At 45.5% G+C, this 24,613-nt stretch carries 18 protein-coding genes; 4 read left to right on the top strand and 14 right to left on the bottom strand.

The window, feature by feature from the left end; genetic code table 11:
• Positions 1-108: 108 nt before the first annotated feature.
• From GM173_RS04175 to GM173_RS04165, 3 genes are all read right to left on the bottom strand, one after another.
• Positions 109-846 (bottom strand): alpha/beta fold hydrolase, encoded by a 738-nt coding sequence (locus GM173_RS04175; RefSeq protein ID WP_203570053.1) that lies wholly within the window; start codon positions 844-846, stop codon positions 109-111.
• Positions 843-1,856, bottom strand: a complete 1,014-nt coding sequence (locus tag GM173_RS04170; protein WP_239078234.1) for a DUF2817 domain-containing protein — start codon at positions 1,854-1,856, stop codon at positions 843-845. Before GM173_RS04170 ends, GM173_RS04175 begins: the two co-directional genes overlap by 4 nt.
• A 399-nt stretch (positions 1,857-2,255) precedes the next feature.
• Complete coding sequence (locus GM173_RS04165; protein WP_203570052.1) at positions 2,256-6,953, bottom strand: NAD-glutamate dehydrogenase; 4,698 nt, start codon at positions 6,951-6,953, stop codon at positions 2,256-2,258.
• A gap of 238 nt (positions 6,954-7,191) precedes the next feature.
• On the opposite strand from GM173_RS04165, the gene GM173_RS04160 reads away from it, so the two are divergent.
• The 3 genes from GM173_RS04160 to GM173_RS04150 all read left to right on the top strand — a co-directional run bounded on the left by GM173_RS04160 (position 7,192) and on the right by GM173_RS04150 (position 11,984).
• The gene (locus tag GM173_RS04160; RefSeq protein WP_203570051.1) at positions 7,192-9,369 is read left to right on the top strand and encodes a DUF1631 family protein; all 2,178 of its coding nucleotides are present in this window, start codon (positions 7,192-7,194) and stop codon (positions 9,367-9,369) included.
• A gap of 143 nt (positions 9,370-9,512) precedes the next feature.
• Positions 9,513-11,435 carry an ATP-binding cassette domain-containing protein gene (locus tag GM173_RS04155; RefSeq protein ID WP_203570050.1) on the top strand — a complete coding sequence of 641 codons (1,923 nt, stop codon included), beginning with the start codon at positions 9,513-9,515 and terminating at the stop codon, positions 11,433-11,435.
• A 60-nt stretch (positions 11,436-11,495) separates the two neighbouring features.
• On the top strand, positions 11,496-11,984 hold the full coding sequence (locus GM173_RS04150) for a retropepsin-like aspartic protease family protein (RefSeq protein WP_203570049.1): 489 nt from the start codon (positions 11,496-11,498) through the stop codon (positions 11,982-11,984).
• 37 nt (positions 11,985-12,021) lie between these two features.
• On the opposite strand, the gene GM173_RS04145 is transcribed toward GM173_RS04150, so the two are convergent.
• The 11 genes from GM173_RS04145 to pnuC form a co-directional block, all read right to left on the bottom strand.
• Positions 12,022-13,902 carry an MFS transporter gene (locus GM173_RS04145; protein ID WP_203570048.1) on the bottom strand — a complete coding sequence of 627 codons (1,881 nt, stop codon included), beginning with the start codon at positions 13,900-13,902 and terminating at the stop codon, positions 12,022-12,024.
• 98 nt (positions 13,903-14,000) lie between these two features.
• Positions 14,001-14,762 (bottom strand): flagellar brake protein, encoded by a 762-nt coding sequence (locus GM173_RS04140; RefSeq protein ID WP_203570047.1) that lies wholly within the window; start codon positions 14,760-14,762, stop codon positions 14,001-14,003.
• Between the two features lie 17 nt (positions 14,763-14,779).
• Entirely contained in the window at positions 14,780-15,379 is a 600-nt protein-coding gene (locus GM173_RS04135) for an SCO family protein (protein ID WP_203570046.1), read from the bottom strand.
• Entirely contained in the window at positions 15,376-16,095 is a 720-nt protein-coding gene (gene bioD, locus GM173_RS04130; RefSeq protein WP_203570045.1) for a dethiobiotin synthase, read from the bottom strand. Before bioD ends, GM173_RS04135 begins: the two co-directional genes overlap by 4 nt.
• A complete protein-coding gene (gene bioC / locus GM173_RS04125; protein WP_203570044.1) occupies positions 16,095-16,988 on the bottom strand; it encodes a malonyl-ACP O-methyltransferase BioC in 894 nt (297 codons plus the stop codon). The genes bioD and bioC overlap by 1 nt, the downstream gene beginning before the upstream one ends.
• Complete coding sequence (locus GM173_RS04120; RefSeq protein ID WP_373309342.1) at positions 16,985-17,626, bottom strand: DedA family protein; 642 nt, start codon at positions 17,624-17,626, stop codon at positions 16,985-16,987. Before GM173_RS04120 ends, bioC begins: the two co-directional genes overlap by 4 nt.
• Positions 17,627-17,697: 71 nt before the next feature.
• A complete protein-coding gene (gene secF, locus GM173_RS04115) occupies positions 17,698-18,633 on the bottom strand; it encodes a protein translocase subunit SecF (protein ID WP_203570372.1) in 936 nt (311 codons plus the stop codon).
• 16 nt (positions 18,634-18,649) lie between these two features.
• The gene (gene secD / locus GM173_RS04110; RefSeq protein ID WP_203570042.1) at positions 18,650-20,473 is read right to left on the bottom strand and encodes a protein translocase subunit SecD; all 1,824 of its coding nucleotides are present in this window, start codon (positions 20,471-20,473) and stop codon (positions 18,650-18,652) included.
• A gap of 46 nt (positions 20,474-20,519) precedes the next feature.
• The gene (yajC, locus tag GM173_RS04105) at positions 20,520-20,843 is read right to left on the bottom strand and encodes a preprotein translocase subunit YajC (protein WP_203570041.1); all 324 of its coding nucleotides are present in this window, start codon (positions 20,841-20,843) and stop codon (positions 20,520-20,522) included.
• A 271-nt stretch (positions 20,844-21,114) separates the two neighbouring features.
• Positions 21,115-21,648 carry an AAA family ATPase gene (locus GM173_RS04100; protein ID WP_203570040.1) on the bottom strand — a complete coding sequence of 178 codons (534 nt, stop codon included), beginning with the start codon at positions 21,646-21,648 and terminating at the stop codon, positions 21,115-21,117.
• Positions 21,627-22,181, bottom strand: a complete 555-nt coding sequence (gene pnuC, locus GM173_RS04095) for a nicotinamide riboside transporter PnuC (protein WP_203570039.1) — start codon at positions 22,179-22,181, stop codon at positions 21,627-21,629. The genes GM173_RS04100 and pnuC overlap by 22 nt, the downstream gene beginning before the upstream one ends.
• A gap of 64 nt (positions 22,182-22,245) precedes the next feature.
• Between pnuC and GM173_RS04090 the strand changes: the two genes are divergently transcribed.
• Positions 22,246-24,591 (top strand): serine/threonine protein kinase, encoded by a 2,346-nt coding sequence (locus GM173_RS04090; protein WP_203570038.1) that lies wholly within the window; start codon positions 22,246-22,248, stop codon positions 24,589-24,591.
• Positions 24,592-24,613 lie beyond the last annotated feature (22 nt).

Genomic DNA, 24,613 nt, shown 5'->3' with positions numbered 1-24,613 from the left:
ATGCCGAACGTTGCTGTGCTTTGTATTTTGGTGAAACCGCATTGAATCTATGGGGTATATTGTTTTGATTTATTAAAATAAAAGACCTTAGCTATATACCTAGTGTTTTTATTGATTAATAAAGTTAAATAGCTGCTGAATAACCCATTCAGGTGCATCCAGCGTTAAATCATGCCCCGCGCTAGGGTGGACTGCATGTGGTTGATGCCATGCGCGGGCGAGGGTATGACTGCATTGATTGTTAACCAGCTGATCCTGCTCGCTCGATAAAAATTGCAATCGTATTGGTGGGGCGACTGGAGGCGCGCGATACGTGGCGGCAGCCCATAGTTGCCGCAAAATATTTGCCCGACTAATTGGGTATTGTTGCTGATATTCAATCCAGCGCATTAGCGTTGCTTTTGCTGGCTGATTGCTGGTGAATTTTAAGATGAGACGCTCTTGCTCTTCGGGCGTACTATTCATTAGTTGAAAGAGGGCCGGGTAATTACGTGGCCTTAGCCGCTGATAAAATGGGTTGTACGGGCGTAAACTGGTGTTGATCAGAGTGGCACTTGCAATTTGCTGCGGCGCGAGCTTAGCCCATTCAATCGCGACCATCGCCCCCAGCGAGAGCGCGACTAGATGATAAGGCGCATTCGCTTGGCATTGTTTGAGTTCGGTTTGTAAGTGCGTCACCATGTCAATAATTCGGTGCGGGCTTCTTCGCTGGTGCCACTCTCCATTACCTAAACCGTCAATGGTTAAAATACGATCGTGCGGGAATTGTAGCTGTAACAGCCCAACAAAATCTCCCCAGTGTCGTTTTTCTCGCATTAAACCTCGTAGTAATACCCAATTACTCATGGTCTGTCCTTGCGATACCAGAGTTCAATAGCCGCATGATGTTGCTCCATTTTTTGAATGGGGCGTGTTGGTCGCCACCTCGCGTGATCATGGGTGGCGCGAATCAAAAACTCCAGTAATGGCAAATGGCTGCGCAACACGCGTTGTTGTCGGTGCGGCACCATAGGGTGAAACAAACCAAGAATCGATAATAATTGGCGTGGATTTTTCTTAATCCACAACCAAGAGCCCAATTCAAGCGTTAGTGGTAAAAAGAGCTGTTGGCTTGTTTGCTGCCGATGCAGGTAGTCCCAAACGTCACCATGGGTGCGGTAATGCTTGGCTTGTGGCTCGATGACGTAAGGGTGGTGCGGATGACTGTGATCGAATAATTGCTTGAGGGCGTGTAACTCGGCTAATTGAGGTATGGGCTGCAGGGTGTAGGCGTAGGGAAACCAGATACGGTCGCGCAAACCAAATCCGGAATGACAATCCAGCGCAAGGCTAATGCTACTGCACAACATAAAATCTTGTACCACCGTGCACAATGCTTGGTTTTCTAGCTCCATTTCCGCATTTAACTGTCCACGAAACCAGGGCAAGACTGGATTAATGCGATGTCCACCTACCAAGAAAGCGGTTTTCCCGTCGGCATCAATCGGTGCGTTGCGCATCAAATCAATCCGGTTGCCGTTAGAGCGCCGTCTTAATGCCATCCCAACGGGATTAATGATGGGCATAAATACAATTCGAATTGTTTGCAGTTGATACTGCAAAGTGCGATCCCAGCTTAAGCGAAACAGCAAGCTTTGCAAAAAAGCGAGCAGAATTTGGCTGCCGATTCGCTCGAGGCCATGCACGCCGGCAAAAAAGCCTATGGTGGGCGCGCTAGCGGCTTGGCTGCCTAAGCAAAGGCTATATAACGGAAAATGTTGTCCTTGGTGTGTAACATTGCCGTGATGTTGGCAGCGAATCAATGCCCCTGCGTGCGCAATTATTTTTTGCAAAGCAACCATTTCTGGAAGATACAAGGTGATTTCTCTAGCATTATGTTGCTTCTGCTGTACAGACCCGCTTCACGGCGAGTTTAGTCAACGGTAGCGCAACATCGTCTGTTAATGAAGTTGGCCCAGCTAAGCTGTCATTTAAAGCCATGGCGTCGGAGTTAGCATCGCGCTAAGTACTTCTCGGCCTACTGGTAACCGCAACTTGCCCAATCTGCTAGCAAGGCCAAATTGCAATCGACCTTTGCTCATTTATTGCAGCTAGTGTAGTTGTTGAAAAATAAAATGCGAATAATTTATTTGGGTATGTCGATGTGGATTAACAAAAATAATGCCTTGGCAAATATACTTGTCATTAAAATTTAACAAGCTGGCTTAGGCATAATTTAAGCCAGCTTGTAATCGCACGATCAATTGATAGCCGCTTTAGAGAATTAGCCGTTGCCGTAGCTCGCGCAACACGGCTGAAATCATCGCCAAATCAGGCGTTGCGGCACTTAATTCAGCGAACATTGCGGCCACGCGTGCTCTAGCTGCCTGATTGTGCGCCAACCAAAGAGAGAGTTCGGCCTGATATTGTCCCCAGACTTGTCGAAATAGCTCCATGTGTAGACGCTGTAAATCATCGCGTGCCGCTAGTCGAGCCAAAGTTTGCCAGCGATTGTCGCGCGGTAATTGTTCGATGGCGTGCGCCAACCATTTCAATTCAAGCGCCTCGCCCAGCGCAAGATAAATGCGCATGTGTTCCGCAAGCTGCCCTGAGTCATTATTAAATTGACAGAGTTCGAGTAAAGACTGCGATTCTTGCACCGCCATGACTTTCATTGCGAGTGCGGTGCTAATTCCTGCTGCTTGCCATTCTTGTGCTTGTGCCGCATGCGTAGAGCTAGTGCTTAATTGTTGTGGCAGTTGGGGCAAGGTGAGGGCGGCACAAGTGCGCATGTGTTCAAGTTGAGTGGTGGCTAAATTTTGCTGCAATAGCCAGCGCGCTACACGTTCGGTTTGTCGCCTAATCGTCAGTAGCAATTGTGTTTGCCCTGCTATGGCGATGTCGCTCTGTTCAATCTCAAGGAACAGCGATTCGCTGTCGAGTAATGATTCTGCGCTAATCAGTGCATCAACGATGTCACTGCACGATTTCTCGGTTTCTTCCTGTAAGCGATAAATGCAGCTAATTCCATACCGATTCACCAGATGATTGGTCAGTTGCGTTGCTACAATTTCACGGCGCAGTGGATGTTGGGCAATTTGCGCACTAAATTTCTCGACCAAACGCACTGGGAAATAGCGCTGTAATAATGAATGCCACTTGGCATCATCGACTAAGTTTTCGGCGAGCAAGTCTTGTTTGATGACGATTTTGGCGTAAGCCAACAAAACCGAAAGCTCTGGGCGGCTTAAGCCGATGCGGTTGTGTTGCCGTTCAGCCAACTGACTGTTGCTAGGCAAATATTCGATACGCCGAGAGAGTTTGCCAGTTTGCTCTAAGGTTTGCATCAATCGTGTATGCACAGGCAGCAAGGATAAGGATTGAGTAAACTCTAAAGACACCGCTTGCGTTTGTAATTCGTTGTCGCGCAAAACCAAAAGACCCACTTCATCGGTCATGCTCGCCAGCAATTCGTTGCGCTGTTTTAAGGTTAAATCACCGTCATTGACAATTTTGCTGAGTAGAATTTTGATGTTGACTTCATGATCCGAGCAATCAACACCGGCCGAGTTATCAATTGCATCCGTATGAATGCGCCCACCGTGCAGGGCATATTCGATCCGACCTAATTGGGTAAAGCCAAGATTCCCCCCTTCAGCAATCACTTTGCAGCGTAAATCTTTGCCATCAACACGAACTGCATCATTGCCACGGTCATTGGCTTCAGCGTGCGTTTGAGCACTGGATTTTACATAGGTGCCGATGCCGCCGTTATACAGTAGATCAACGGGGGCTTTTAAGATGGCTTGAATTAATTGATCTGGCTCGAGTTCAAACGCTTCAATCTCTAATATCCTGCGCATCTCGTCGCTTAGTTTGATTTTTTTAAGGTTACGAGCAAATACCCCGCCGCCAGTCGAAATTAAAGTAGGGTTGTAATCAGCCCAAGACGAGCGTGGCAACTGAAACAGTCGCTCCCGTTCCGCATACGCTGTTTCTGCTTGCGGATTGGGGTCGATAAAAATATGCCGATGATCAAAAGCCGCCAATAGGCGTATCGTTTTAGTACGCAACAGACCATTGCCAAAAACATCGCCAGACATATCGCCAATCCCGACAGCGGTAAAGGGGTCGGTATTGGTATTTAGACCCATTTCTCGAAAGCTGCGCTCCACTGATATCCAAGCACCACGCGCGGTAATCCCCATTTTTTTATGGTCATAACCCACCGAGCCGCCTGAGGCAAATGCGTCATCGAGCCAGAAATTGTATTCTTGTGAAATGGCGTTGGCGATATCGGAAAAAGTAGCCGTGCCTTTATCGGCTGCGACGACCAGATACGGGTCGTCGCCATCGCGCCGCAATACATCGGCAGGAGGAACGATGTGACCATTTAAGAAATTATCAGTTAAATCGAGCAGGCCACGAATAAACATTTGATAGCATGCGATTCCACTCGCGAGGTAAGCTTCTCGGTCTAAAGGAGGATTTTTAACCACAAAACCACCTTTTGAGCCGACCGGGACAATGACGGTGTTTTTTACCATTTGCGCTTTGACTAGACCCAACACTTCGGTGCGGAAGTCTTCCCGGCGATCCGACCAACGTAAACCGCCGCGAGCCACTTTACCGCCTCGCAAGTGAACGCCTTCCATTTGTGGTGAATAGACAAAAATTTCACACATCGGCACCGGTTGTGGCATCAGTGGAATTTCGGCTGAGGCGATTTTGAGCGCTAGGTAGTTTTTGCTGCCTTGGCTTTGGTAAAAATTAGTCCGCAACGTCGCGCGAATCGCCGCCATGAGCGAGGTTAAAATCCGCTCGTCATCAATATTGGGCATGGCTTTCGCGGCCTGAGTAATCTCTTCGAGCACGATCTCTGCAACTGCAGGCTCAGCTTGCGAGGGGTGGTGAAGCAATTGAAACGCTTGCGCTAGTAGTTGAGTTTGTCTGCCGTGCATGAGCAGGCAGTCTGCAATCATTTCAATGCTGTATTTAAGTGCAACTTGCTTTAGGTATCGTGCGTAAGCCCGAAGGACAAAGACTTCACGCCAAGCGAGGCTGTGATATAGCACCAGTTGATTGAGTTTGTCGTTTTCAGCTAGTCCTTTGCTTTGCGCAACAAATGCGGCGAGTAAGCGCTGTCGTTGCTCGGGGTGCTCGAGTGATGTGCCCGCAGGTAGGCGAACACCAATATCAACGAGCCATGCTGATTCTGTATTCAATTGCAAAATATAAGGGCGTTCATCGACAATTCTCAACCCTAAACTTTCCAACAAGGGCAGGCAGTCAGAGAGTTCAATAGGGTGGTGTTGATAGAGTTTTAAGCGCCAAATTCCCGCATCGAGTGCGCTACCTGGCGTTAGGGTGGCAACGATACTTTGTTGGCTCAGGGCGGTTTCTAATGATTCGATATCATAAATCGCTGCTCGAGCAGAAAAATCAGCGCAATACGCAGCAGGGAAAGCGTGCAGATACTTTTGGTGTAATGCGGAGCCGCGCTCTTCGCCACAGCTTTGAATGAGTTGTTGTTTTAAATCGTCTTGCCAGCGTTGTGCGACTTGTGCAATTTCAGCCTCGATCACTTTGCTGTCGTAGCCGCTTGAGTAGGTTGCGGTGCGTCGAATAATGTAATGAATGCGAGCCAAAGGATTGTCGCCCAGAAAAACCGTGAATTCAGAGGAGCTGCCCGCTAAATGCTGTAGTAATAAGGCTTCAATCTTCATTCGGACGTCGGTGCTGTAATTGTCGCGCGGTACAAACACCATCACCGAGACATAGCGCCGGTAAATGTCATCACGGAAAAATGCGCGTACCCGTTGCCGTTCGTGCAGGCTAACGATACCGTCAGCAATTCGCGCTAACTCAGGAATTTCAATTTCAATCAGTTCATCGCGCGGGTAGGTGTCTAGTACATTCAACAACGCTTTGCCACGGTAGCCTGTTAGTTCGGCGTTGCAGTAGCTGAGTGCTTGATCAATTTTTTGTCGCAAAATCGGAATCTGGCGAGGTGGCGTGGTGTAAGCACTGGCGGAATAGAGCCCCACGATACGCAGCTCGCCCAGTAGCTCGCCTGTTGCGCTGATATTGCGTAAAAGTACGGTGTCTAAATAAACCGAGCGATGAATCAGTGAGCGTCGATCTGATTTGGTTAGCATTAGTAAGCGCGTTGGCGCATACGCTACTGCGCGTAAATCGGGGCTTAAACTGGCCCAAACATGTGATGGTGACGGCAAACCCGCATCGCGTAATAGTCCCATGCCGGAATGGGGAACGATATTGAGTGCATTTGCATCAAATTGGTAATCGCGTAAGCCAAGAAAAACAAAGTGGCCAGCTAGTAGCCACTCTAAAAATGCAATCACTTCTTTGGTATTCGCAGCGGATTTCTCAGCTTTGTTGGCTTTTAATTGCTCAAGGGCACTCGAAACACGCTCTGTCATATTGGGCCAGTCAGCGACTGCGATGGCAATGCTATCAAGCGCTTGATCGATCTCGTTGGTAATTAGTGCAATTTGATTAGGATCGCTAATTCGATTGATTTCAAAGTGCATCCAAGATTCTTTGCATGCAATTCCCGTAGAGCTAACTAGTTGGCCGGCTTCATCGCGCTGGATATTCAGTACGGGGTGTATTACACGGTAAACATTGCATTTCATGTTGTTTAGAGCAATACCTACAGAGTCAACCAAAAAAGGCATGTCATCTTGCACAATTTCAATTACGGTGTGAGGAGATTGCCAGCCGTGTTCGCTGAGTGTGGGGTTGTAAATACGAATTAAACGCTGTTGCTTGCTGCGCTTGCTGGCCATTCGTCGTTGCGCTAACACCGCAGCCGCTAAATCCTCGATCGACTTTTCTTGTAAATCTTCTTCGGGCACGTTGGCATAGAAATGCTGAATCATGGTGGTCATTGCTGGCTCATTACCTTCTGACCATGTTTGCAATGCTTGCATTGTCAGGTTCTGTGTCATTTTAACCACCTGTATCTGTAAATGTTTTGCTAACTTTAGTCTGTGTTTTCTACTTATCCAACAAGGGTTACCACCTATCTGCTCAACTATCCAGCCATGCGCGAAGCCATTAAGGTGTTGAAATAAAATATTGTTACGTCGTTTGGCAGGATATGGGTGACCAACGGGCGATATTTGTATATCATTAAATGCTAATATATGTATCAATCAGCCAACGTACTCAGAAAGAGGGCACGCTATGAGCCAGCCACTACCACATTCCACGCCTAAGCAAGTGCAGCGTGCCGCGGCAATGGATCCTATGCTGATGGCGTGCAGAGATCTTGCTCTAAAGATGCTTAGCCAATCTTTAGAAGGTTTTTTTTCGCGCTTGGAAGAAACCTATTTCGAGCTGGCCGATAAAACGTTTGATCGTAAATTACGCGATGATTATTTTGCTGCTCGGGTCGAAACACATAACAAACGTGAGTTCTTGGCGGAGCAATTTCGTCAGAACTTTCTTGCCGCGTTTAATGAAAGTCTGCAGGCTACTCATACCGGAACAACGCAAAAATCCGAAGGCTCTTTCTTTAAGGTAAGCGCTAAACCAGATCAATTGAGTCTGGTAGCGAATGATGAATATGAAGAAAATTTATCCGCCGATTTAATTATCAAATCGTTTAAAGATACTGGGGGTGAAGAGCTCACCGAGCTTGAACAGCGATTTGCGGGCTTGTTACCTGAGCAAGAAGATGGTGCTGTTAATCCAATGTCGCCAGAATCAATTTGTGAGGCTTTTTTACAAGCATGCAAACAACTTGAAACTGGTCTTGATGCGCGTCTGGTGGCATTAAAAGCGTTTGAAAACGAGTTGGCTAATCAAGTCGCCGACGTATATCGGCATGTAAACCAATATTTGATTGCGCAAAATGTGCAGCGCGTTGTACCGCAACATCAAATTAAACGTAATCAAAATTCGCCAACTTCTACTGCGGCGACCGCCCAAACGGCTCAAATCTCGTCTAATTTACCTGAATCACAAACAGCGACTCGCGCCGAAACCAGCCCGCCTTTGGGCGCACATTTAGATGCGTTGGCAGCAGGTAACACAAACTACTCGTCGTCGCCGGTAGAACACACACCGGGTTGGCTCTCATTTTTGGATGTGTTACAGCATAAAGCGCCGCGTTTGGAAGGCTTGAGTGATGAGAATGGCGCGGCTATTTTTCAGCACAATATGCTAGGTATGCTGCGTAGCTCAGGCTGGGCAAAAAACTTACCACCGATGGATGCAATGACTTTAGAGCTCATTGCGATGTTGTTTGAGCATATCTTTGACGATATGCGTTTGTCTGATTCGGTCAAAGGTCTGATTGGACGTTTGCAAATTCCGGTATTAAAAGTTGCGATGCTTGATGCCGGTTTTTTTGCAAATAAGCATCACTGTGCTCGATTGTTGCTTGATCGCTTGGCTGAGGCCTCGCTTGACGCCCCGGAAATGGAGCAAGGTGAATATCGCTACGATAAGTTAGCAACTATTGTTGCTGCAGTTTGCAGTCAGTTTGTCGACGATGTTGTGGTGTTTCAACAAGCCCTCGCAGAATTAGAGGACTTTCTGGCGCATGAAGCGCAGCAGGCTGAGGTCGCGGCGCAACAAGAGGCACAAGAGCTGGTTCAGCACGAAATTGCTGAGCTAGGTTTGATTACAGCCCAAGAGCTTGTGAGTGAACGCTTGGCGCGCGAAGATGTGCCAGATCTCGTGCGTTCATTTATTGCCCAATACTGGCCCAAGGTTTTGGCCAAATGCTTTGGGGCGCAAGGTGAGTCTGGCGCTGAGTTTGTACACAAGCTCAAGGCGATGGACGATTTAATCTGGAGCGTGCAAGCTAAACAAGGTGCGGAAGAACGCTTCGAGCTGGTGAATTTGCTGCCAGAAATGCTTAAAACATTAGAAGACGCCGCTCGTGCAGAGGGGATGACTGCCGAAGAGTCAAAATCCTTCTTTGCTCAATTAGTGCATTGCCATGCTGCGGCCATTCGAAATGGTTTGCGTAGTAGCGCTGAAACTAAAGCGCCAGCGCCTTTGGTCACACCAATTCATTCCGAGCCTGTCATTGAGCCCACGCAAAGTGAGCCAGATGAGAATTTAGTTTTTGTTACTGAGGCAAGCCCCTCGCATCCGCATCATTCATTGCCAATCCGCGGTGAGTGGGTAGAGTGGATTAGTGAGCAAGATGATGTGCTGCGTTTGCGCTTGTCTTGGATTAGTCCGCAACAGACACGTTATTTGTTTACAAATCGTCTTGGCGGGAATGGCAAAGCATTCCTCAAACAAGAACTGATTGAGGCATTAACATCAGGGCGGATTCGACGCTTGGCATTGGAAGGAAGTTTAACGGATCGGGCGCTCAATGAACTGCGCAGTAATTTAAGCTAGTCTTGCTGTATTTGGTTGCAGGTCATAATAATCAATGCTTTTTGACGGATACCTAACTCAGGTATCCGTTTTTGTTACCGATAAACTGATTTTGCTTAGTTCTAGCTCGGTCAACAGGCAGAGCTCTGTTAGAATCACGCCCTATGATACGACTTAAATCCCTCACTCTCCGTCGCGGCACCAAGGTGCTTCTTAATCGCGTTGAACTCACGCTGCAGCCCGGCTCGAAAACCGGGATTGTTGGTGCAAATGGCGCGGGTAAATCCAGTTTTTTTGCCTTGTTGCGTGATGAAATTCACGCCGATGAAGGTGATTTAGAAATGCCACCTCGGGTTGCTATTGCCCATGTAGCACAGGAAACACCGGCTTTGCCCTGTTCAGCGCTGGATTATGTGCTCGATGGCGACGTTGAATTACGCAAAATCGAAGCTGAAATTAATGCAATTGGCGCTGATGATCATGATGGCATGACACACGGCGAGCTTTACGCCCGCTTAGATGCCATTGATGGCTATACCGCACCAGCACGCGCGGCAAAATTATTAGCGGGTTTAGGGTTTTCTCTTGAAGAAAATACAAAACCGGTCTCAAGTTTTTCTGGGGGTTGGCGCATGCGGCTCAATTTGGCACAAGCATTAATGTGCCGCTCCGATCTTTTGCTGCTTGACGAACCAACCAATCACTTGGATTTGGAGACGGTGGTTTGGCTGGAAGAGTGGTTGAAAAGCTATCAAGGAATGTTATTGATCATTTCTCATGATCGCGATTTTCTTAATAGTACTGTGAAACAAATTTTACACGTCGATAATGCGCAACTCACCGTTTATACCGGCACTTACGAAGACTTTGAAAATCAATGCGCTGAGCGCTTAGCACAACAAGCACAGGCTTTTGATAAACAACAACGGCAAATTGCCCATTTAGAGAGTTTCATTACACGTTTCAAGGCCAAGGCCAGTAAAGCCAAACAAGCACAAAGTCGGGTTAAAACGCTGGAAAAAATGGAAAAAATTGCCGCGGCGCACGTCGATTCTCCATTTAGTTTTTCTTTTCGTGAGCCTGACTCAAGCCCAAATCCGCTGGTGCACTTAGAAAAGGCCGCGGCGGGCTACAGCATCGATAAACCGATTTTGACGCAAATGAATTTAAGCATCGATAACTCGGCGCGACTTGGCTTGCTTGGCGTTAATGGTGCTGGCAAATCAACCTTTATCCGTGCGTTGGCTGGTGAGCAAGCTTTGTTATCAGGTATTCGAACCGAAGGTAAAGGGCTAAAAATTGGTTATTTCGCCCAGCACCAACTTGAATATCTGCGAATTGATGAGTCGCCGCTTTGGCATATGCAAAAAATCGACCCGACGGCACGTGAGCAAGAACTGCGTAATTTCTTGGGCGGTTTTAATTTTCAAGGTCCGATGGCGCTAAGTCCAATTGCCCCGTTCTCTGGTGGAGAAAAAGCACGCTTAGCTTTGGCGCTGTTGATTTGGCAAAAGCCTAATTTACTATTACTGGATGAGCCTACCAATCATTTGGATATTGAAATGCGCGAGGCACTGACTTTTGCTTTGCAAGATTTCAATGGCGCTTTAATTGTTGTTTCGCATGATAGGCACATCTTGCGCGCAACCGTAGATGATTTTTGGCTAATCGAAGATGGCAGGATTGCGCCATTTGATGGGGATTTGGATGACTATGCGCGTTATAGTCAGGAAAAACGCAGCGTGGATAAGTCGGCTGCCAATGCGATGCAAGCGGTAAATCAAGTCGCGACGAGCATCAATCGCAAAGAGCAAAAACGCCTTGAGGCCGACGCTCGCCAGAAACTTGCAAATGCCCGTAAGCCATTAGAAAAACAACTAGCGCGCATTGAGGCTGAGATGGCGCGTATTTCGCTTGAGCAAAACGCGATTACGGCAAGTTTAGCGGAGGAAAGCTTGTACAGTCCCGCGCGCAAGGAAGATTTACAGAAAATTCTTGCCAATGAGCTGCAATTAAAGGAAAAAATGGCAGAGCAGGAAACGGCCTGGATGATATTGAGCAACGAGATTGAAAATTTAGTTTTTTAATAAGTATTTCCTTCTAGGTATTGCTAAATATAGCCTAGAAGACAATACTGTAAGGAGCCTATGCGATCTACTTGGTCTATCGCCTTGGTCTGGGGCTTGGTTTTACTGCTAATCTATTTTGGATTTACGCAGTTCATTGCTCATCAGTACCACCCTCAAATGCAAATTAGTCAATCGGGTCAGCAGCGCGAAATCACACTGACAAGAGCTAAGGATGGGCATTATCGATTAGCGGCTCAAATGAACGGCGAGCCCGTGGTGTTGTTACTTGATACCGGCGCCACGGCGATGACCATAAACCAAGCACTGGCTGAACGAATTGGTTTGGTCAAAGGTGAGCAATTTATTGCCAACACCGCGAATGGGCCGGTGCAAGGCTATCAATCCGTATTAGATAGCCTGATTTTCGGTCCATTTGAATTTAAAAATGTACCGATTGGTGTCGTTCCCAATTTGGGGGACGAAGTATTGCTGGGGATGAATATAATTAAACATTTTGATATTCGCACTCAAAATAATCAAATGCATATGAAATTGATAGAGAAATAAAAAAACGACGAATTCAGACGCTATTTTATTTATATATTTATTTCCAATCACCTCGTAACTGTCGAATGGTGTTTTCTAAGTCTTGACGGTTGACGTTTGACGCTGCAATCGGCTCACCAACCACAATCCCAATCTTAGAGAAAATACCGCGTGGCATTTTCATCATGGCCGCACCGTCTTTACGACTAAAGAAGCTACCCCATAACCCTTGCAATGCCATCGGAACAACAGGGACTGGCGTCGTTCTGATGATTCTTTCAATTCCCGGCATAAAGCGATTTATTTCTCCGGTGCGGGTGATTCGTCCTTCAGGAAAAATGGCGACGACTTCACCATTCTCTAGCGCTTGGGCAATTGCGGCAAACGCGGAGTCTTTCATTTCTGCGCTTTCTTTAGTGGGCGCAATTGGTATCGCATTTGCTGTGCGGCAAATGAAATTCATCACGGGCAGATTATAAATTTGATGATCCATGACAAAACGTATCGGGCGGCGAATTGCGCCAGCCAATACCATAGCATCCATAAAGCTAACGTGATTACAGGCTAAAACAACCGCACCTTGTTCTGGAATATGTTCAAATCCAGTTTTTTGAATACGATAGAGTGTATGGGTTAAAATCCAGACGATAAATCGCATTAAAAATTCAGGGATTAAAGTGTAAATATAAATAGCCACAAAAATATTTAAAATACCTGCAACTAATAACAGCTCTCTTACTGTTAACCCAGCATTAAGCAAAACAATACTCATGCCAGCTGCAATCACCATAAAGAATGAGTTTAGAATATTATTTGCAGCAATTGCACGAGAGGTAAATTCACGCTCAGTTCGAATTTGAATTAAGGCATAGAGTGGTACAATAAAAATACCACCAAACACACCAATTAAAAATAAGTCAATAATAATTCGCCAGTGTGAAGCTGCCATCAGGAATGATTGAGCAGTTTGCAATGTGCCGGCTAGGTTTGCAGAGGCAAAAAACAAATCAATCGCAAAAATAGAGAGCCCAATTGAGCCAAATGGTACTAAACCCAACTCGACTTTAGAGTCTGATAGTTTTTCACACAGAACAGAGCCAATCCCCACGCCCAATGAAAAAATAGTCATTAGCAAAGTGTAAACCGTGGCATCACCATGGAGAGTGTCTTTGGCAAAATTTGGAAATTGTGTGAGATAAATCGAGCCAAAAAACCAAAACCATGAAATACCAAGTAGACTATTAAAAACGGTTTTATTTTTTCTAACATGGGATAATATTTTGCTGGTTTCAGAAAAAATATTCCAACCGATTTTCAAGTCAGGCGCAGTCGGTGGTGCCGATGGCATTGCACGACTAAAGCAATAGCCTAAGATCGCGACCGCAACACAAGCCCAAACCACCAAAGTTTCTCCGTGCGGTTGATGTTGTACTAGTAGCGTACCTGCGATTTGGCCTAATAAAATGGCAATAAATGTTCCCATTTCAATGAGCCCATTGCCACCTAAGATTTCATTTTCTTGTAAATATTGGGGTAATACTGAATATTTTAGCGGACCAAAGAGTGCTGAATGAACGCCCATTAGAAATAAGCAACTCATTAAGAGTGCGGCACTGTGCCAAATAAAGCCAATGCCCGCAACAATCATAATTGCAATTTCAAGTAATTTGATCCATTGAGCGAGCGTGGCCTTATCGTATTTTTCTGCAAGCTGTCCAGCTAGCGTTGAGAATAAAAAAAACGGCAAGATAAAAACGCCTGCGGCCATATTTACTAAAGTAGCTGCATTTAAGCCCGCGGTCGATAAACCATGAAATGCGATTAACACTAAAAAAGCATTTTTAAATAAATTATCGTTAAATGCCCCTGAAAATTGGGTTAGAAATAAAGGCAAAAATCTTTGTTGACGAAAAAGATCAAATTGATTAGGTTTGTGCATGAGCTCATTCGCCTCAGAATTAAACAGTCATCAAAATTTTTGCGATTAACGGCACGCACGATATGTTCGTGGGCATATTGCCATCCGTTATAGAAAAACTAACCAATTAAGGCTTTACGCTCACGCTCTAAATGAGTCATTAATTTTTGCAAACTAGCTTCAATATTGCGTGGTAAATCAATATAGCGAACGCCAGCTAGCCAACGTACTTTACCATGCGCCATTGTGATCGGATGAGTTGAGCGTATTTCAATATTCAGCTTAGCTGTACCTGCGGCAGCAAAGTCGAAAAATGCGTTTTGAATCACTGTGCCAGCTGGCAATTGATTATGCTGCTCATCTTTAAGCCAAATGCCAGCACCACCTAAAGAGATGTCGTGTAACTCGAGTTGAGTTTTCTCGCCGTTAGGTAGTGTTAAATCACAAGTTAATGGGTTAGTAATGGGGGTAAGGAGTCGAAAGAATTCACGGCGCTGAAGTTTAATTAAATCATCGGGGAATGGAATAATAAATGCTGGCTTGCCTTCAAATTTACTCAAGACAGCACGGGTGACCGAAAATTGCACCTTTACGCCATCTAGTGCGGTGACAAATAAAATTCGGTTAGCCTCAGTAATCGCATGGTTAGTTGGCGCATGTCCACCAACATCAATAATGAACTCTTTAGTTTTGCTATCAACATTTAACACTCGAGACAGCATCATATCGCGCCCAGCATTGAAATAAATGCCCAAGTTGACATTATTTTGAGCAAGGCTACGTAAGACGAATGCAATTTCCATGTGCGCTGTAATGCGGTAGGGCGCAATATCTTCATTTTCACTAATTGGAGCGACGCCGCCATTTGTTTCTGCTGACATTTTTTATTCCAAACTTATTATTCGGCAAGTAAAAGTTTAATATCGTGCGTAAATACAGAAGATCCAGCTCCGTAATTTACCATGACCCGAGTTTTACCCGTTTTATCTATTAAATAACTTGCAGCACTATGATCCATGGTATAGCTATCACCTTGCGCTTGCTTTTGGTAAATGATACGAAATTTTTTAGTAATTTGCTCAAGTTGTTCTGGGTTTCCATTCAATCCTAAAAAATTAGGATGAAACGCCGGAACATATTCTGACAAGATTTCTTTGGTGTCTCTCTCTGGATCTACTGAAACAAAGAGCACCTGTACATTTTTCGCTTGCTCGCCTAATTGTTCCATTGTGGATTTTAGTTCCGACATTGTCGTTGGGCATACGTCGGGGCATTGGGTAAAACCAAAAAAGAGCACCACCACTTTGCCTTTAAAATCGTCACTATGACGTAATTTTCCGTGGTGGTCAGTCAAAGTAAATGAACCACCGATAGGACCATTGCTGATATCAGCGCCTTGAAAAGCAGGTCGGCTGCAAGCAAACAGTGAAATACAGGTGACGAATAATAAAATGACTTTAATGATCGATTTTGACGATTTAGATATAAAGAAAATCATATATGAGACTCTGCGATGATTGGTTGATTAATGGCTAAATTTGCAGTTAACAACTCAATCGCAGATGCATTTAATGCAAAATTGACTGCGCCTTCATCGTAAGCTAATTCGGCCAATAATGGTGCACTAATATGCTTTTTCAAATAGGCCAGGTTGTCTTCGTAGCGATCAAAAGCGGGGTCAATGCAGTTTGCAATCCAACCTGCCACAATCAAGCCGCGTTGTTCAATCGCATCGATCGTTAATTGCGCGTGATTCAAACATCCTAAGCGCATCCCGACCACCATAATCACGGGGGCTGCTAGCGCGGTAGCGAGGTCTGCAATGGTGTTTTGATCTGAAATGGGCGCATACCAGCCTCCTGCGCCCTCAATGATAACTACCTCGGCTAAATTGCTAAGTTGCTCGGCGCAGTCAACTAGGTGTGAAATATGAATTTCAACGTTGGCATCGCGAGCGGCCAAATGCGGCGAAATCGCAGGGACAAAACGGTAAGGATTGATTAAGTCCAACGGCGCACTAATATTACTTGCACGACAATGCGATGCGACATCGACGTTAAGCAGTATATCGTTAGAGCGCTCGCAGCCTGAGGCTACTGGCTTCATACCTATCGTTTTGTAACCCATTTGCGCAAAACCGCGAATTAGCTGTGCGCTGGCGACGGTTTTACCAATATCGGTATCTGTACCTGTGATAAAGAAACGCAGCGCCATTATGAACGCTCTCTAGGACGAAATTCGATAATTTGGCGACCGTCGGCAAGCGCAGCAGGCTTGTTGGCTGGTTTCCAAGCATGCCCATATACGACTTCGTAGGTGCACGGTAGTACACCGTTATGGCGAAAGTTCTCATATTGGGATTGAATTTTTTGCCAAGCCGATTTTCCGAGCAAGCTATTGCGACGACCATTCATTTTATTACTGGCACCAATGTGCTTGAGGTCATGCATCACCGCTTTGACGCTAGGATAGGTCATTGTGATGTATTCCATATCCATTACAGGCATCGTTAAGCCGTGCGCGACTAAGGCGTCCCCCAGATCATGCATATCAATGAACTGGTTAACATGCTCGTGTTCATCAACACCTTTAAATGCAGCACGTAATTCTTTGAGGGTGTCTGGCCCCAAGGAAGAAAAAATAACCACGCCACCGGGTTTTAAAATCCGAGCAAATTCTTTAAACGCAGCATCTGGGGTATTGCACCATTGAATAGTGAGGCTAGACCATATTAAATCGACCGACTCATTGGCGAGTGGAATGTGTTCAATATCAGCACATACCGCAGCGGACTTATTACTATCCAAAAATGACAGCCATTTTTTAAGCCCGCTGGTTTTGGCCTGCGCTGTTTTTAGCATATTGAACGCTAAGTCGAGTTCAATAAATTGTGCGTTACGATAGCGTTCTTTTAGAAGCTGACTTGCTGCGCCGGTACCGCTGCCGGCATCGAGTATGACTTGAGGTTGTAAATTGATTAATGTGAGGCGTTCAAACAAGCGTTCAACGACTTCTTTTTGTAGCACGGCAGCCGCGTCGTATGTTGCTGCGGCACGGTCAAACGACTCTCGAATTAGTTCTTTCTCGTTGTAAAACGGTTCAATCATGCTTTGACCTTGCTTAATTTATGTTTTGCAACTTCAATAATGCCAGGCAAAATCGAGATAAAGATAATACCAAGAATGATTGCAGTCAGATTTTTTTGGATGAAGGTAATACCACCTAATAAATAACCTGCATACAGTAGCGATCCAACCCAAAGTAGTGCACCTGTTACATTGTAAAAAGCGAATTTTCTATACGTCATTGCTGCCATACCGGCAACGAAAGGGGCAAATGTACGCACGATTGGAACAAAACGGGCAATAATAATTGTTTTTCCACCATATTTTTCAAAGAAATCATGTGTTTTGGTGAGGTATTCTGGGCGGAATATTTTCGACTCTTTATTAGCAAATAATTTATGTCCGAAATATTTGCCAATTGTGTAATTGATAGCATCCCCTAGAACAGCGGCAACCAATAAAATTAGAAATAACAGATGTACATTTAATGCGCCTGATGCAGCAATCATCCCTGCCACGAAGAGCAATGAATCCCCAGGTAAAAAAGGAGTTACAACTAGTCCCGTTTCACAAAAAATCACGAGAAATAAGATGACATAAATCCAAATACCATAGGTTGTCACCATATCTTTTAGTACAACATCAAGATGCAAAAATAGATCTAGAAATTCCATAATCAGTTTCTCAGTGAATTAGCAAAAAAACGCCGACGGCGGTGCGTCGGCGCTCATTTAAAGTGGATGACATTAACTTAAACGACTGCTTCTTCTTTAATCTTCACCGGCTTCACCATATTGTCACGCGTTACGCCAAACATCAGCAATAACGGAGAAGCGACTAAAACAGAAGAGTAAATCCCGAAAACAATACCAATGGTCAGTGCCATTGCAAAGCCGTGTAATGCCGCGCCACCAAATACCAGCATCGATAGCACCATCAGCTCAGTTGAGCCGTGGGTGATAATGGTACGGCTCATCGTTGTTGTGATTGCGTTATCAATCACTTCAGGCACGCTTTTACCGCGTAAATTGGGCTTGCGAAAGTTTTCACGGATACGGTCAAAAACCACCACAGATTCATTCACCGAATAGCCGAGCACCGCCAAAATGCCTGCCAATACAGTGAGGTTAAATTCCCATTGGAACAAGGCAAAGCAACCCAAAATAATGACCACATCATGCATGTTCGCAATCACCGCAGATACCGCAAAGCGCCACTCAAAGCGAATCGCTAGATAGGCAATAATCCCTAAGCAGACCAAGGCCAGTGCAGTTAAACCGTGGCTAAATAATTCATCGCCAACAGACGGTCCAATAAATTCAACTTTACGCAATTCAACATCATTACGGTCAAGTTTGAGCGCTTCAAGCACTAAATTAGATAATTGAGCGCTGTTTTTGTCTTTGATATTTGGTAGGCGCAACATAACGTCAACCGTGGTACCCATTGACTGAACTTGAGTTTCCCCTAGTTTTAAACTGTCGACCCGAGTACGAATTTGAGTTAAGTCGGCAGGCTTTTGGTAACGCAATTCCATGACTGTGCCGCCAGTGAATTCAATCCCAAAATTTAAGCCTTTCGCCGCCAAGAAAAAGACCGCCAAAATGAAGGTCAGCAAAGAAATCGCCGTTGTGAGCTTGCCATAGCTCATAAACGGGATGTCACGTTTTACATGAAAAAATTCAATCATTTTGAGCAGCGCCTTAAACGGATAGCGTGGTTACACGACGGTTGCCGTAAATTAGATTAATCAATGCGCGGGATACAAATACCGCGCTATACATTGACGTTAAAATACCAAGGCAATGCACCCAAGCAAAACCACGCACCGCACCTGAACCGAAAATTAACAAAGCAAGACCCGCAATCAGCGTCGTGATATTTGAGTCGAGAATGGTTGCAAAAGCGTGATCGTAACCATTTTTAATCGCCATCTGCGCTGATGCACCTTCACGAATTTCTTCACGAACCCGCTCATTGATCAACACGTTTGAGTCAATCGCCATACCCAGTGTCAATGCAATCGCTGCAATCCCAGGCAATGTCAATGTGACACCAAGCAGAGAGAGCAGGGCGATTAGAAATACCAAGTTTGCGCCTAGGGCAATGGTTGAAACAACACCAAATATGCGGTAATAAATCATCATAAAGACGGCAACCGCAAGAAAGCCGTACAGTGTTGAATTAAAACCTTTGCTGATATTTTCTTTACCCAGTGAAGGGCCAATGGTGCGCTCTTCAATAATATTCATCGGTGCGGCTAATGAACCAGCGCGAAGTAACAGGGCTGTGTCATTAGCTTCGGCAACGCCCATTGAGCCGGAAATTTGCACTCGACCGCCGCCAATTTCGCCACGAACAACAGGCGCAGTGACGACTTCACCCTTACCTTTTTCAACTAAAATCATCGCAATTCGTTTGCCAACATTATCACGAGTGAGCGTTTTAAAGATTGCTGCGCCGGTTGAATCTAGCCCCAAATGTACTGCTGGTTCGTTTTTGTCATCGAAACCTGCGGTGGCGTCATTGATATTTTCGCCTGTTAGTTCGACTTCTTTGCGTAGCAAGATTGGTGCATTGCGACCATCACTGCGGCGCTCGCTCATTAGCTCAAATCCGGCAGGAACATTGCCATTAATTGCTTCAGTGAGCTTGGCTTGATCATCCTCAACGAGACGAACCTCAAGTGTCGCAGTGCGGCCTAAAATATCTTTAGCTTTAGCGGTGTCTTGCACGCCAGGCAACTGCACAACAATACGGCCTTCGCCTTGTTGTTGAATCACTGGCTCAGAAACACCTAGCTCATTAATACGATTGTGCAAGGTGGTAATGTTTTGGCTTACGGCATCATTTTTAAGTTTCAAAATCGCCGCATCTGGAAAGGTCACTACCAGTTTATAGTTACCATTTTCAGCCACTGTTTGCACTTTCAAAGTGTTCAGAATGTTGCTAACCGCTTTATTGGCAGCAGCTAACGTTTCGGCATCGCGTAATTGAACTTCAACGCGATCACGTTCGCGGGTCACTTTACCGTAGCGAATTTTCTTATCTTTCAATTCGCGGCGAATGTCGCCTGCTGTTCGTTCTAGCGCTTTATCGACAGCGGCTTTCATGTCCACTTCAAACAGAAAATGCACACCGCCGCGTAAATCAAGACCTAAAACCATAGGCTTAGCATGTAAACGAGTGAGCCAAACGGGAGTGTCGGAGATTAAATTCAAGGCAACGATATAGTCGTCACCTAATGCAGCTTGAATCGCATCTTTGGCTTTGATCTGGCTGTCGGTATCGTTAAAACGAATTTTGACCGAGCCATTTTCAAAAAAACTATCAATCGGCGTCAGTCCTGCCGCTTTCGCAATAGTGTTGGCGCGTTCGACCATGTCTGGAAGAACTTTGACAGTCGCTCGGCCACTTGAAATTTGCAGTGCGGGGCTTTCACCAAAGAAGTTAGGGAGGGTGTAAATCATTGCAACTAGTAAAGAGGCAATAATTAAGATGTATTTCCAAAGAGGATAGCGATTCATGCTTGGGATCCCAATAAATACGGCAGCAAAGCCGCCGTATTATTGATTATTTATTGTTTTTAAGAGTGCCTTTTTCTAGGCGTTGGGAGATTGCGACGCGCTGAATCAAAATTTCAACATTGTCTGACAATTCAAGCGTGACAAATTGCTCGTTTAATTTCACAACCTTACCGATAACGCCACCCGTAGTGATGACTTCATCATTTTTTTGCAAGGCATCGAGCATAGCACGCAGCTCTTTGGCTTTTTTCTGCTGAGGACGAATCATCAAAAACCAGAAAATTGCAAAAATTGCGATCATTGGCAAAAACGACATAAAGCTTGCTTCTGCACTTGCAGCAGTATTGGCGAAGGCGGGTGCTATCAACATATAGGGTTCCAGTGTGTAAGCCAAACAAAGGCGGACTATTTTAGCGGGTGTAGCGTTTAAAATCCACCGCATTACACCCAAGCGGATGCTTTCATCATGACAAGAGTCGTTGTAGAAAGTTCTGCGCTAAGTCAGCTGAAGCTCAATTGCTTTAAATAGAGTGATAATTCGTTGATCTGAGGTGGGTTTTATGTGAGGCATCTGCTTGTTTAAAGAGGGTTTTCTATGTGGATGTAGCGGGTATATCCATTAGGCCAATAGATAGCAAAGGCTAGATAGATATACCTTGACTTTTTAATATAGACAAGGCGCTATCTAGTCGCGCGGATCCGTTGCCTTTGATGATGTGATATGGCTCAGCATTCAAATGTAAATAATGCGCATATCGTGTAAATAGTTGTTCGCGATTGTGAGGGCTTTCACGTAATGGGTCTGCTTGCCACGGAATGTCGGGCGCGCACAGCAGTGTATGTGTGTATTGAGACTGCATCTCTAGTGTTGTAATTTCAGCAGGGCAGTAACCAAAACGCACTTCTGCCCAAATTCGACAGACCAGCGGGCTAGTGTCGCAAATAAGTAATGGGTGCTGGGCTGACATCGAATGTTCAGTGTCATATTGCAGTTTTGCAATCGCAATCACATCGTCAATGCTGTAATTCGTATGCGGATGCTGGGCAAAATATGATCGAGCCATCTCGGGCACGTACTGCGCATTAAGCCGCGACGCAAGATATTGCGCCAGCGTTGACTTTCCGCAGGATTCCGGACCAACAATCGCGATTTTTACAACTTGATGGTTCGCCATTGCCGCCAACCCCAAACCGCCATGCAAGTTAAAATTAAATAGAGTAGTGCCGTTAAATGCAGGTCTTTGTACCAGTAAATTCCAGCCGAAATGAAGTCGAGCACAATCCAATACAGCCAATTTTCGATTTTTTTCTTCGCTTGCATCCATTGCGCAAGCAAGCCAAATATAAACACGCCCGAGTCAAGATAAGGCACATCAGTGGGTAAAAATTGAACCTGTAATTGCGCCACGCAAATTAAAAGTAACACCCCGATACTATTCAACACCAGACCTTCTTTGAGGCTAAGCGAGGAAATGGGCGGCGTGCTATTGGGGGTTTTTAATTTACGCCAATTTAACCAGCCATAACCCGCAATGACTGCATAAATGAGTTGCAGGGCGCTTTCACCGAATAAATTGACACGAAAAAACAGATACACATACAGCAGACTAGCGGCGATTTGCAATGGCCAAGTGAGAATGTTGCCACGGGTTGCCAAGCCAATTGCCAATAAGGTCAACGCAAACCCAATCACTTCCACTGCACTCATTATATTGCCCTTCGTTTTTAGAAGCTGCAGCCTATATTGAAAGGAGAAAAAAAGGAAGACGGAAATGAAAAGCTTCGCGCAGGGTCGTTTTGTTGTTGAAAGAAAAATTGGCCAAGGCGGACAAGGTATCGTTTATCTTGCCAAAGACACACAGTTAAATCGACACGTCGCGATTAAAGTTTTGCATAGCCAGCCTTTGCAGACCGTGAATGAAGCTCAGGTAGTGAGTCGATTACAGCACCCAAATATTGTCACTTTATTTGACGCTTTTGCGGACTATGGACATCCCTGCTTAGTATTTGAGTTTGTTGAAGGAAAAACTTTAGCAGAACAACTCAAGCAAAACGGGCTTTTTACTCCGGTTGCCGCGGTTAAATTATTAATCACGATTTTAGAAGGTGTATATGCCGCGCATCAAATTGGTGTAGTTCATCGGGATATCAAACCGCAAAACATCATTATCGATACAACTGGCCGTGCTCGAATTATGGATTTTGGTGCGGCGGCTTGCGCAGGCTCGGTGAGCGAAGAGATGATTGGCACTGCGGGGTATATGGCACCAGAAGTCATTGCCAATATGCCCGTAGGGACACAGGCCGACGTGTTTGCTTGTGGGGTTTTACTCTATCAATTACTGACCGGAAAATTGAGTGCAGAAGGTGATTCGATCTATACCATTTTGCATCGAACCGCGAATGAGTCGGTAGCGGCGCCCTCCCTGAGCAATAGTGCAATTGATGCTCAGCTTGATCATTTAGTGTTGGTGTCACTATTTAAAAATCCGCTTGAGCGCTATGTAGATGCCGGAGCAATGCGGTCTGCCTTACTGGGTTGGCTGGAGCAGAGCGGGGGGCATTTAACCGACTCAGTGGACTCACAAAACAAGAATAGCACCTTGGATTTTTTGCTTCGTCGCATGCGACACTCGGCAGATTTTCCCTCTTTATCACAAACGATTAGCGCGATTAATAAGTTAAGTGATGTAGAAGGCGAGCGATTGCAAAATTTATCAGGGGTGATTTTACAAGATTTCTCATTAACGAATAAATTGCTAAAGATGGTCAATTCCGCCAGTTATGGCCAGTTTGGCGGCTCGATAAGCACGGTATCACGTGCGATAGTCATCTTGGGTTTTGATACTGTGCGCAATCTGGCAATTACTTTGTTATTGTTTGAGCACATGCAAAATAGGGGGCAGGCGGAGCGTTTGCGCGAGGCGGTACTACAAGGTTTTTTCTGTGGTGTTCTATCGCGCGAGCTAGGCCTTAAATGCGGCTGGAAGGACGTGGAAGAGGCATTGATCTGCGGGATGTTTCAACAAATGGGACGATTGCTGACGCTGTACTACTTCCATGAAGAAAGCATAGAAATCAATAAGCGACAAGAGCAAACGCAAGAAGCGGAGCACATCGCCGCCGAAGCAGTCTTGGGTATTTCATACCGAGAACTTGGTATTTCAGTGGTGCAAAGCTGGAACTTCCCCGAGCGTATTGTCACGAGCATGCGTGAATTACCCACGACTGTCCGTGCGCCGCAGTCGCAAGGAGAGCGGCTGCGAGTCTTTTCTAACTTGGCCGCAGATCTACTGCCGATTGTGTCGATGCCTGCTAGTGCGGGGCACCATACGCTGCAAAAAATAATCCAACGCTATAACTCTGCTTTGCCTTGGAAGGAGCGGGCTTATCACGATCTGTTGGCTGATGCTGCAAAAAACTATTTATCGTATTTATCCATTTTGGGCATCAGCACGCGTGGCAGCGTTTTTGCCAAAGGCTTGCTGAGCCTTGCGGGCGTGAAAGAGTCACCTGTTGCAAATATAGTTGATGAAGACGGGTTACATGACGCACGACGAGCTGCGAGCATCTCGCCAGAACAGGTTGCCGCGGCCAGCCCTGCGGCAATGTTAGCTGCGGGTGTGCAAGATATAACTAACACCTTAGTGGGGGAATTTAAGCTTAATGACTTGCTGCGAATGATTCTGGAAACAATGTTTCGCAGCATTGGATTTGACCATGTCTTATTTTGTACGCGCGATGCTAAGTCAGCATGTATGAGTGCTCGATTTGGTTTTGGTGAAGATATTGACAAAATACTGCCTAAATTTCAGTTCAAACTTGAGCCAGTTTCCGATGTTTTTCAATTGGTGATGGCAAAACAGGCGGACGTATTCGTTGAAGATATAAATGCAGAAAGCATCTCTCAGCGTATACCCACCTGGTACCGTGAGCTTGTACCGGCTCAAACACTCGTTGTATTTCCTTTGTTGATTGATAAGAAACCAGTGGGCCTGTTCTACGGCGACAAAAAAAATGCACACGAGCTGGTAATCCCTCATGATCAGCTCAATCAGCTAAAAACGCTGAGGAATCAAGCCATTCTAGCAATACGACATAAGCAATCTGGAGGGTAATGGTGCGGTGCACAAATAATGC

It is taken from the genome of Deefgea chitinilytica (assembly GCF_016881405.1).
GTDB classification, from domain to species: domain Bacteria; phylum Pseudomonadota; class Gammaproteobacteria; order Burkholderiales; family Chitinibacteraceae; genus Deefgea; species Deefgea chitinilytica.
Note: the sequence above shows the minus strand (reverse complement) of the source record. Positions and strands in the feature narration are given on the sequence as shown.